Raw genomic sequence first — 11,975 nt, 5'->3', positions numbered from 1 at the left:
AAGGCTTAAAACACACAAAACTCATCGGCTATTTGGGTATAGACTTCCACGCTTTTCACCAAATCATTGATCTCAATTTTTTCTTCTGATGTATGGGCTAGGGCAATATCCCCTGGCCCAAATACCACCGTAGGAATCTTCATGTAATTGGAAATCAAGGCTCCATCCGTCCACCCATACTCAGTTTGCACTTCCGGTTCTTCCCCTAGGACCCTGGAAAGGGCCTCCTTTACGGCTAAAACAATGGATTCATCCATTCCAGTATTAAGCGGCGGATGTGGAAGAACAGAAACGCTTTCTGGGGTTTGGCAAATCTCAATATCAAAACTTGGATCTTTTTCTTTCATTTCATCGGCAATATCTTGATACTCTTGGATCACTGACTCTAGGGATTCTCCTTCTACATAGCGTCGATCCAACCTTACCAAGGCTTCTTCCGCTACGGTTGACTGGCCAGTCCCGCCTTTAATGGTGCCAATATTCATCACAGACGTTCCCATAAAATCATGTTTTCGCTCTTTTAGTTTGGGATAGAGCTCTTCTTTTACTTTATTAAGGAATTCTACGGCTTTTTCAATGGCATTGATCCCCTGGTGTGGTTTACCGCTATGGGCTCCTTTGCCTTTGAACTTTATATCCAACCAGACCAATCCTCGATGACTGGCTACATATCTAAAATCTGTAGGTTCCCCTACTACGGCTCCGTCCAATGTAATGTCATGACTTCCTAAACATTCTTCACAGGCCACCAAACTTTCCATCCCTTTGCTTCGTGTTTCTTCACCCACTACACCAGAGAACACAATATCCCCGTCCAATTCCTGTTCTGCCCTTTTTAAAACCACCAAGGTCATCATCATGGCAGCTACAGGCCCTTTCATATCCACGGCTCCCCGACCCCAAATATATCCTTCTTTCACCTTCCCGCTAAACAAATCTCTAGAGCTGATTTCCGCACCAAATAAGGCTTCATTCATGTCGTCTGGCTTTTCTGTATCAATATGCCCATTTAGCATCAAACTTTTTCCTTCTGGTGATTTTCTTCCTTTGATAAAAGCAATTACATTGCTTCGCTCTTTCTCTACATGTTGGAGATGAGCATGGATTCCATGCTTTTGAAAAAAGTCTAACATGTAGGCAGCCACTTCTTTTTCCTGGGTTTCTACGCCGACATGACTGGGAATCCGAAGCAAATCTTTGGTCAGGTTAATTAATTCCTGCCGTTGAAAATAATCCGTTGCTTTAATCATTTGTCTCACTCCTTGAATGGTTTTGGATACAGTTTTTCTTTTTCTAGTATATCATTTCCCACTTTTTCTTGCGAATTTCTTCAGCAAAAATCCCTCCTTTTGACAACAGATGAATGATTCATCTTTTTTGCCAAAGGAGGGACTCCCAAGGAACTTCTATAAGGTTCTATAGAATCAATCACATTATTCTGTTCATTAACTAGCGTCTAAAATGATGACCTCTACCCTGTCCATGCCCTCTTTCAGAAGTCCTTCCAAATCCAATGCCCAAGGGACCATGGTGTGGCCGACCAGCAGCATCCCCAGAGCAATTTTCCATTCGCTCGATCATTACCGCTTCCAGCTCAGCTCCCTCTTCTGCTGTCAACTGATCCAGCTCTATGAGTTCTTCAATGCGTTGGATTTTAAACTCCAATCTTTCCTCAACGGACCCCATTTGATGGCCTATCTTCTGGCCATCTCTATTGCCTCGTCCCGATGTTTCTGCTAAAACCATGGATGTGCTAAGGCCCATAATCAATAAACTCACGGCTACTACTTTCCATCTTTTTTTCATTTAAATTCATCTCCTTTTTTCTTTTTCTTCACTGTATGCTACAAGTTCATTATAAAGAGGGATTGTGGCAACTATGTGACAAAAGGAAATAAACTTATCACAGAATCCTTTGAATCCTAATATTACACCGATAATTGGTGCATTCCTGTTATTTTTTTGATATAATAAAAGAAATTTCTTCCGTATATCATGTGAAATCATAAAGAAAGATGGTGTGCTAATGAGTACAGAAAAACCAGTAGGCAAACGGGTTGTGGTGGTAGACGATTCGCCATTTTCCATTCGCATCTTAAGCGATATGCTGACACAACTAGATCTAGAAGTTGTTGGAAAGGCCAGCTCTCTAGAGGAGGTCCAAGAGGTTATCCCTAGCTTAAAACCAGATATCGTCACCATGGACATGACCATTCCAGGCACCGATGGCATTGAATGCACCGAAGCCGTTAAAAAAATGCATCCGAATGCTCGGGTCATTATGATTAGTTCCATGAAAGATGATACCATCGTGAAACGCGCTAAAAAAGCTGGGGCTTCTGGCTATGTTCAAAAACCCGTTGATCCAGAAGAACTCAAAAATGTCATTCACCGGATTACCAGTGAAGAAGAAATGCTTTTGGAGCTCCTTGAATTAAGCAACGAATCTTTTCAAGAAGCTTTATTAGACAATATTAATCGTTTTGCCGGTGAAAAAGCCCAAGGAAAACGAATCCAAGGGTCCTTTAAAGAGTCTCAGGGCGTATCTGTGGTCATTGGTGTTATAGGTGCCTTTAATGGACGGTTTGTTATGGACTTTTCCTACGAAACCGGCGTGAAAATCGTCGAGAAAATCCTGCAACAAGAGAAGGTGGAATTAGAAGATGTTCTAAACATGGCCGCAGAAATTGCCAATATGATTGCTGGCAATGCCTGCTCTACCATTAATCGAATGAAACCTTTTTATGACCTGCGGCTAGCACCGCCAACCGTCTATCATGGGGATTCGCTAGTGCTTTCCAGTGCTAATGTTACTGGCAATAGTTTTATGGCCAATACATCCTTTGGGGAAATCGCCATGACCATTGGATTTGCAAAGGGGGAGATCACATGGATGTAAAATGGATCAATCCTTTTATCGATGCCTTTAAGCATGTCATGCCTCAACTAGGCTTCGAAACCATTGAGCGTAAAAATTTGCGCTTAGGCGAAGGGAAACTCCAAAGCAGCGGGGTGATTATGAACCTAGGTATTATCGGAGAACTCCAAGGCAATGTGGTATACAACCTGGAAATGGAGACAGCCAAAGCCATTGCGTCCAAAATGATGATGGGAATGCCCGTAGAAACTCTGGATACCATGGCAGAAAGTGCTTTATCAGAACTTTCTAATATGCTAACGGCTAATGCCAGCATTAATTTTTCTCAAATGGATATCGAAACCAATATCTCTACGCCTACCTTGATGTATGGAGATAATTTTGAGGTGGTCATGAATATGCCTCAATACATCTGTATTGAAATGATGGCCGATGGATTGGCCCTTCAAATCAATGTGGCCGTCGAAGCAAAAAACAAATAAAGGAATAAAAAAAGCTTTTCCATGACTATGGAAAAGCTTTTTTGTGTCTTACCCTATAAAATCAAGCTGTCTATGGTTTCTACCAACCGATTTATCTCTGGTTTACTAATTTGATCGTCGGCTCCCAAGGATGTCCCTTTGGCCCGCATCTGGTCGTCAATCAAGGAAGAGAATACGATGACTGGTAATTCTTGAAGCACTTCATCCTCTTTTACTTTTTTCAACAAAGAGTGGCCATCCATTCTAGGCATTTCAATGTCTGTGATCAGCAGTGCTACCCGATCCTTCCAAGGTTTTTCCTTGTCTTTTTTGATGGCTTCCAATATGTCCCATGCCTCTTTTCCATTGGGCATCACCGTAACATACGTATAGCCTGCCGCATTTAGAGAATCCAACAACATATGGGCCAACATCTTAGAATCTTCTGCAATCAGAATAGGCCTTTCGCTTCGTTTTCTAGGTCCCAGCTTAGAAACATCTGCCAACTGAATTCCAGTATTGGGACTGATATCCGCCAATATTTTCTCGAAATCCAATACCACAATTAATTTCTCGTCTAATTTTACAATCCCCGTAGCAATTCCTTCATGGCCAGAAAAAATCGTTTCATCTGGTTTTTCCACTTTTTCCCAAGAAATACGATGAATCCCTACTACGGCATCCACTAGAAAACCAACGGTGATTTGATTGAAATGAGAAATAATATACCGTGCCTGATCGCTACTTGCTTCAGGAAAATTAAGATACTTTGGCAGGTCTACGGCTGTAATCACCTCATCCCTGGGTTTAAAAATTCCTTTAATACAAGGATGGGAATTGGGGATGCTGGTAGGCTTTATAAAGGTAATGATCTCTTTCACCTTTGCCACGTTAATACCAAAATAATTTTCTCCAATTTTAAACTCAACTATTTCCAGTTCGTTGGTACCGCTTTCTAACAAAATTCCTTTTTGTTTGTCCAATACAATTCCCCCTTTTTTATCCTCCACCCATAGCCTGGACAACCTTCTTTCAGGTTTTGCTGCTGTTTTTCTTCAGTCCTGGGTCTCTATCATAGCTGCTGACCATCCTTATATGTTTTTCTTATGTCCATTTTATATACCCGAAGACCAGGCATATAACCGAAAAGTCTTGATCAATTTTATGATTCTTCTCTTTTGGCCAGTTTTTCACTTCATTCTATCACAGCCACTATTTTCTGACAATAAACCAATTTTCTCTGATTCTATCTTTTCCGTTTTTATCTTTATTTTCATTAAAATAGGGTATAATAGGCTACAATAGTGTTTTAATAGGAGTGGTGTCCTCTGATGAAAACGAAAAAATGGTCTCTACGGAAAATTTTAATTGGCTCTCTCTTAGGGATTGTGATCATTATTGTAGCGGCATTTATTGTGTTGCTCCACTATGATTACAATTTTTTATACGAAGAAAAGGGACGACAAATGACCAGTGCCCTCAGTCGACATGCCCAATCAGAAGTGGAGAAACTCTTAATGGAGCCTATGTTAATGAACCAGTTTTTTCGTGAAGGCATTCAGGAAGCCTCTTTCTATTTAGACGATGATTTAAGACAGGTTGAAGAACTGCAGAAAAAAATCATCCATGCCTATGGCGAAGAAATACCCCAAGCCAGTGTTTTATCCTACGGCGATGAACTAGGCCGCTATGCTGGCCTCCGAATCAATCAAGACGGCACTCCCAATGTCATGATAAAGGATCAACGCACCAATGATCATTTGATTATTTTTGAAGACGAATCTATCCAGTCTAAACCTTCTCTGGTTATAGAGGACTACGACTTGCACCAACGGCCTTTTTACCAACCTCTTATTAGCCATCCTGTGGCTAGCTGGTCCTCTTTGTATGTCAACCAAGACGAAAAAATGGAGGTAACGGTTACCCATATCCTTCCTATCTTCGATTCCCTCTCTCAGTTTACTGGTGTCACCGCGGTAGATATTTCTCTTCATGGCCTTCAACGTCATTTACAGAAGGACGAAATTGTCCGTTCTGGTCAAGGTGTCATTTATATTGTAGATGAATCATGGAATCTGGTGGCTCACTCTGGCCAGGAAGACTGGATCCATGTATCCGAGGATACCGGTGAAGTCACCATCGATAAAGCCTTCACCCTTCATAATCCTTTGATTCAACACTCTGCTTCTTATTTCATGAATCATCAGGTGCCTCCAGAAGTACCCGTTCAGGTTCAACATCAATCCATGGCCTATTATACGGTCCGTAATCCCTTGGCCATGGACAACCTTCCCAATTGGCAGGTAATCGTCAGCCTGCCAGAAGAAGGACTCATGGGGCCTGTGAAAGAGCGACAACAGTATACCGTTATGCTGATTCTGGCCTTTGTCTCCTTGGTGACTGGTCTGAGTATCTGGTGGCTGACCAAAATCACCACCCCTATTCAACAAACATCCAAGGCCGCAAAGGAAATTGCCGCTGGCAATTGGGATGTTCCTTTGCCCATTACAGCTTCTTCTGTAGACGAAACCCATCAACTAGTCACCTCCTTTCATCAAATGGCTGTATCCCTGGAAGCTACCTTTGAAAAGCTTCATCATAGCAAGAAAAAATATCAAGATTTATTTCATGATAAATCAGAAGAATTAAAATTTGCCATGCGAGAACTAATTGATCGAGAAAAACTAGCTTCTCTAGGTGGATTGGTTGCGGGTATTTCTCATGAAATCAACACCCCCTTGGGCATTTCCATTTCTTCTGTCTCTTATATCTGTCATCAAACCCAAAAAGTATCCCAGCAATTGGAAGCAGGCAGTTTAACAGAAGAAGGCTTGTATGGTTATTTCCATGATCTACAGGAAAGCCTAAAACTACTGGAAGACAATCTAGAACGGTCCGCCCATCTGGTGAATAGCTTTAAAGAGGTAGCCGTCCATCAAAATATTGAATCCAAGCAGTCTTTTCGTCTCAAAGAAGTGATCCGCAATGTAGTGGTAAGTTTAAAGCATGAATACAAACATCAGCACCATCAATTTCAGATCAATTGCCCTGAAGACCTATGGATTGATAGTTATCCCGGGGTTTTTTCCCAAATTCTCACAAATTTAATCATGAACTCCCTCCTCCATGGCTTAGGCCATAAGCCTCATGGGATCATCACCATAGCCCTTGAAATAGAAGACCGTAGCTTAGGGCTTACCTATTCTGATAATGGTTCTGGTATGACAGAGGAAGTACAACATAGAATTTTTGAGCCCTTTTACACCACTAGGCGAGGACAAGGTAGTAGTGGCCTGGGGATGAGCATTGTTCACAGTTTAGTCACCCAAAAACTAGGAGGCAGCATCTCCTGCTTTAGCCAAGAGAATCAGGGTACCACCTTCACCATTCAAGTACCTGTGGAGGATAGCCCTGCTAAACCTTAAGAGAAAGGAAGTTTGTTTATGTCTATGGATTTTTTAGCTAAAAAAACCAGTGCCCCAAAAGTAGTAAAAAAACCGTATAAAGTGATTATTGCCGACGACGACCGTGAAGTCCATCAAATAACACGCATGATGTTGGCGGATTTCACCTTTGAAGGGAAGGGATTGGAATTTATCAATACCTATTCTGGGAAAGAAACCATGGAAGCCTTGGCTCAAAATCCAGATACTGCCATTCTTTTTTTAGATGTGGTCATGGAAAAAAACAATTCTGGTTTAGAAGTCGTGGACGGTTTGCGAAATGAGTTAAAGAACCAAATGACACGAATCATCCTTCGCACAGGTCAGCCAGGAGAAGCACCAGAAGAAGAAGTCATTCGCCAATATGATATTAATGACTATCGGTTAAAAACAGAAATGACCATGAAACGTCTTTTCACTTCAACGTATTCAGCCCTCCGAAGTTATCGGGATTTGACTCGTATCGATCATCACCGTAAGGGGCTGGAAAAAATCATTAAAGCCAGTTCTCAATTGTTCGAGCATCGTTCTCTCAATGAATTTTTAACCAGTATTCTAGACAATCTCGCCTCCTTCTACCAAGAGGAAGCTGAGATACTATTTGTTACGCAAAGCGACGGTTTTCTTACCTTAAAAGAGCATAACGAATCCCATATTATGGCGGCTACAGGGAAATACAAAGAGCATCTGGGGAAAAAACTAAGCCAAGTCAAAGACCTGGATCCTATTGTTTCCTTAATTGAAGAAAGTAAAAATTCTTCCCATAAGATTTTTCATGCCCAAAATGGATTTTTAGTTAAAAACGATCAAAACTCTCTAAACGATAGTTATATCTACATTGAAGGGGCTAAAGAAATTTATGATTTCAACTTAATTAATTTGTTTTTATCCAATTACGATGTGGCTCTGGATCGATTTGTTATGGAAAAAATGGTGTCTCACACTCAAAAAGAGTTGATTATTACCTTAGGTGAAATTGTGGAAAGTCATTTTGATGAAACCGCCGGTCATGTGCGTCGCATTGCGGATATTATGTATCAATTTGCCACCATCCTTGATTTTACAGCCTCTGAATGCGAAATACTTAAAATAGCCAGTACCATGCATGACATTGGCAAAATTGCCATACCGGATCATATTCTGAAAAAAAAGGGACCATTAACGGCGGAAGAATTTGCTGTCATCAAGCAGCATCCTGTCATTGGCCATAAAATCTTATCTAAGTCCAACCTCTCTTTATTAAAAGTATCCTCGGAAATCGCCCTCTATCATCATGAACGTTTTGATGGCTCCGGCTATCCGGAAGGATTAAAAGGAACAGAAATCCCCCTGAAGGCCAGAATGTTGGCTATTGTTGATGTTTTTGATGCCATGTCCCATAAGCGAGTTTATAAAGAAGCCGCCCCCTTGGAAGAAGTGTTGGAGTACTTGAACAGCCAATCTGGAAAACATTTTGACCCAGAATTGTTGTCGGTATTTATCGCCCATCTGGACCGTATCACTGGGGTTTAAAATAAATGGAAAAGGAGAATTTCTATGTTTTTTCGCCAGAATCATCAGCAACAGGAAAAGATTTTATCAAAAGCCCTGAAGGATTCTATCTTAATTGATTACCAAATTATTCAACAAGCCTTTAAGGACGTGGAGAATCTTGTTTTCACAACAAACGACCGCAAGGCCATCGAAAAGGAATTAGAAGGATTGTTATCCGCTAATCCATCCTATTATGGCCTATGGGTGGTAGGCCTTAAAAATGAGTTTAAGGATGGCTCCTATGAAAACCAAGATCATTATGAAACACATGGTCGTTTAAACACCTATATCTACCAAACGAAAGCCGGCGTTAAAAAAATGTTTTTAGAAAATATCGATCAGGAAGATTTTTATAAAAAGCCTTTAGAAACAGAAAAAATCCAGATTATGCAGCCTTTTTTCTATGATTTAGAAGGGATTCCTGTCTTTATGACTGCAGTGGCAAAACCATTTTTTATAGCAGATAAAAAAGTCGGTGTCCTTGGTATTGACATTGTTTTACTGGGAATCAACGAATTGGATTTGGATTTTGTACACCAAAAAATTGAAGACATAAAACAAGTCATCCCAAAGTCCATCGAAGTATATCAAAAGAATTTAAAGGCGATCATCGAAAAATTCGCATTGGTGGATCGTAAAATTGAATTGGTCAAAGAACATGCAGAGCAGATAGATTCAAGTGTTTTAGAAGTGTCTAAAGCCATAGAAGAACTGGCCGTAGGAGCCATGGATCAATCAAAAGAAATTGAACAAGGAGTGTCCCTAACCATCGATCTAGGCAATATGATTGATCAAAGCATTTCTGAATCCAATCACATCAATGAAATGACCCTTGAGTTATCAAAAGAAAAAGATCAAGGCATCCAATCCTTAAAAAAAGTAGTAAAGATGGTGGAAAGTGTGGATAGCGAAATCCTACTGGTGAAAGACACCATTGAGCATACGGTTAGCAGCAGTAAAGAAGTGCTGCAGGCCAATGAAATGATCAAATCAATTGCTGAACAAACCAATCTATTAGCCCTCAACGCCTCTATTGAAGCTGCCAGGGCTGGTGAGGCTGGGAGAGGCTTTGGAGTGGTTGCGGAAGAAATAAAAAAATTGGCCGAAGAGACCAACCGATTTAATAAAGAGATTGATCATGTACTCAAAAAAATGAACAGTAATGTATTAAACTCCCAGAGTACCATTGAAAAACTTCTTAGCTCCACCAAACAACAATTGGAAAATGTTATAGAAAACCAAACCTCTTTTAACCAAATGAGTCATTTAATTGAATCCATCAGCACAAGCAATGCTACTTTTGCTACCTTGATGCAGGAAATTGAGGAACAAAAGAACAGGACCGTGAAGATTTTAGAAAATTTATCTGCCATCGCAGAAGAAAATGCGGCTGGTTCAGAAGAAGTAATGGCTTCCACTGAGGAGCAGGCAGGTAATTTGTCTGAAGTAGTCCAAGAAATCCTTAAGCTTCTGGAGGAAACCTATATCATCAATCAAATCCTTACACGATACACAAGTCCGTAAAGATTCTTTATTCATTTCCATTGAGTAGCCGAGGTGATTGGATTGATTCTCTCTTGTTCTTTTAAACGATTACAACATCGGATGATTGTAGCCTTTTCGATTTTGCTGGTGATATCCATTTTGGCCAACAGTTCTTTAGCCCTTTGGCAAATTACCCACCAGACCCGTGAAGATTACCAAAAATCCATTGATCAAAAGATGCAATTGTTGGATCATCATGTCCATTATTATGCCAATACCATTGCCTCCAATACCAAAATGTTGGCTGAGCTCCCCCTTATTATGGAAGCCGACCATCGGATTACCACCTATAAAGATTTACGTAGTCCCGAGGGGCTAATTCCTATGCAACCGATGCTGGGAGATCCTTACGAACAAGCCGTATATGGTGTCTTAAAAACCTTTCAACAGTCCCATGACTCCGTTAAAAACGCCAGTTTAGGCGTCGAATCCAACGGAGGTTTTGTGATGCATCCTCCTCGGCCTCGCTTTAATGAATACGATGCCCGCGAAAGACAATGGTACCAAAAAGCCATGGAAAGACCAGGAGAAGTCATCCTCTCTGAAATCTATACAACTTCCAGCGGAGAAAAAGTGGTGCTTTGCGTTATGGCGGTTTTAGATGAGCTGGGACAATTGCGTGGCGTCATTACCATTGACTTTGACCTCAAAGAACTATCCCTAATCCTTGGCCAAACCACCATAGGCCAAAGTGGTTACGTTCTCTTGACAGACTCTCAAGGATCTATTGTAGCCTATCCGGACAACCCAGAACAAGTGGGAAAATCCTTAGCCGATATTGGTCTTGGTGCTTTATTGAAATCCAATGCCATGCATCCCCAACAACAGGAAGGATTTCCCTATAAAAATAACACTTATCATGTTCAAGTCACTCCTTCTACCTTAGCCGATTTCCCTCTTTATTATGTCTCCTTTATTCAAGGAAGTGAATTCTATCAAAGCGCCTGGGATTTGTCACGAAATTTAGCCACTATTGCTTTGTTTCTATTGATTCTCACCCTCTTTCTTGCCTATTGGCTTTCCCGTCAATTAACTGGTCCCTTAACCACCTTAAGCCAATTTGCTGATCAGCTAGCTGCTGGAGACTTAAGCCAACGGCTGCAGCTACCGGAAGAAGACGAAATTGGTCAATTGGCTCAACGGTTTAACGCCATGGCGTCGGCCATCGAAAAATCACAGCAAGAACTAACCTCTAAAGTAGAAGAACGAACCTATGACTTGTCTGCCTCTAACAAAGCATTGCAGCATACCAACGAAGAGCTTCACCAAGCTTTGGTATTACTCAAAAATACCCAGCAACAATTAATACAGTCCGAAAAATTAGCAGGACTTGGTACCTTGGTAGCTGGATTAGCCCATGAAATAAACACGCCTCTGGGTGGCTCCATCTCCATTGCTTCTTATTTAGAACATCAAATTCAACAACTCCTTAAAGCCATCCAAGCACAACAAGTGGATCGTCAACAATTTGATGCCTACATGCAACGGATGCAGGAATCAATTGAGGTTCTATTAAGAAACCTTGGCCGGTCCAGTGATTTAATTCAACATTTCAAACAAGTGGCTGTGGATCACACCCAAGAAGAAAAAAGAGAATTTTATGTCAAAGCTTATGTGGAAGAAACTCTTCTAGGTTTTCAACATCTGCTTCGGGACGGTAAACACACCGTAACCCTTGAATGCGACGATGCTTTATCCATCCATAGTTTCCCAGGATCCCTTGCACAAATAATCTCCATTTTAACCCAAAATGCTTTGGAACACGGTTTTTATGAACAAGAAGAAGGTGCCATTCATATTTCTTTTCAACAACAAGGCCATCGCCTGATTCTTACCTATAAGGATAATGGTGCTGGCATGGAGAAGGATGTAAAAGCTAGGATATTCGACCCTTTTTTCACCACTTCCCGACATCGTGGCCATGTTGGCTTAGGCCTCCATATCTTATATAATATCTTAAGCTTGCAACTAAAGGGAGATGTGACCGTAGAATCCGAGCCTGGAAAGGGAACCAGATTTTACCTCATATGGGAATCTTCGTGATTTTATTGACAAAATCCGCCGCTGGTGATACTCTTTTCTATGGCCTTGGGTCCCCTGCCGTCTTTTGGCGAG

9 protein-coding genes are annotated in these 11,975 nt (G+C 41.1%); 6 read left to right on the top strand and 3 right to left on the bottom strand.

Annotated features, from left to right (window positions below; all coding sequences use genetic code 11):
- Positions 1-5 precede the first annotated feature (5 nt).
- Positions 6-1,250, bottom strand: coding sequence for a M20 family metallopeptidase (locus tag ACZ47N_RS07185; RefSeq protein ID WP_464885882.1), 1,245 nt, complete (start codon positions 1,248-1,250; stop codon positions 6-8).
- A gap of 199 nt (positions 1,251-1,449) precedes the next feature.
- A complete protein-coding gene (locus tag ACZ47N_RS07180; RefSeq protein ID WP_464885881.1) occupies positions 1,450-1,806 on the bottom strand; it encodes a hypothetical protein in 357 nt (118 codons plus the stop codon).
- A 220-nt stretch (positions 1,807-2,026) separates the two neighbouring features.
- On the opposite strand from ACZ47N_RS07180, the gene ACZ47N_RS07175 reads away from it, so the two are divergent.
- A complete protein-coding gene (locus ACZ47N_RS07175; protein WP_464885880.1) occupies positions 2,027-2,899 on the top strand; it encodes a response regulator in 873 nt (290 codons plus the stop codon).
- Complete coding sequence (locus ACZ47N_RS07170) at positions 2,890-3,360, top strand: chemotaxis protein CheX (protein ID WP_464885879.1); 471 nt, start codon at positions 2,890-2,892, stop codon at positions 3,358-3,360. The genes ACZ47N_RS07175 and ACZ47N_RS07170 overlap by 10 nt, the downstream gene beginning before the upstream one ends.
- Before the next feature lie 53 nt (positions 3,361-3,413).
- Here ACZ47N_RS07170 and ACZ47N_RS07165 read toward each other — a convergent pair whose 3' ends face one another.
- Positions 3,414-4,322 (bottom strand): chemotaxis protein, encoded by a 909-nt coding sequence (locus tag ACZ47N_RS07165; protein ID WP_464885878.1) that lies wholly within the window; start codon positions 4,320-4,322, stop codon positions 3,414-3,416.
- 348 nt (positions 4,323-4,670) lie between these two features.
- On the opposite strand from ACZ47N_RS07165, the gene ACZ47N_RS07160 reads away from it, so the two are divergent.
- From ACZ47N_RS07160 to ACZ47N_RS07145, 4 genes are read left to right on the top strand one after another with little or no spacing between them, the layout of a single operon-like run.
- Positions 4,671-6,764 carry an ATP-binding protein gene (locus ACZ47N_RS07160; RefSeq protein ID WP_464885877.1) on the top strand — a complete coding sequence of 698 codons (2,094 nt, stop codon included), beginning with the start codon at positions 4,671-4,673 and terminating at the stop codon, positions 6,762-6,764.
- 18 nt (positions 6,765-6,782) lie between these two features.
- Positions 6,783-8,294: an HD domain-containing phosphohydrolase gene (locus tag ACZ47N_RS07155; protein ID WP_464885876.1), complete on the top strand. Its 1,512-nt coding sequence runs from the start codon at positions 6,783-6,785 to the stop codon at positions 8,292-8,294.
- Between the two features lie 24 nt (positions 8,295-8,318).
- On the top strand, positions 8,319-9,839 hold the full coding sequence (locus tag ACZ47N_RS07150) for a methyl-accepting chemotaxis protein (RefSeq protein WP_464885875.1): 1,521 nt from the start codon (positions 8,319-8,321) through the stop codon (positions 9,837-9,839).
- 33 nt (positions 9,840-9,872) lie between these two features.
- Positions 9,873-11,903 carry a cache domain-containing protein gene (locus tag ACZ47N_RS07145; protein WP_464885874.1) on the top strand — a complete coding sequence of 677 codons (2,031 nt, stop codon included), beginning with the start codon at positions 9,873-9,875 and terminating at the stop codon, positions 11,901-11,903.
- Positions 11,904-11,975: the final 72 nt, after the last annotated feature.

It is taken from the genome of Tindallia texcoconensis (assembly GCF_055383815.1).
The sequence above is the reverse complement of the archived record's forward strand: the minus strand, read 5'-3'. Positions and strand labels throughout refer to the sequence as shown.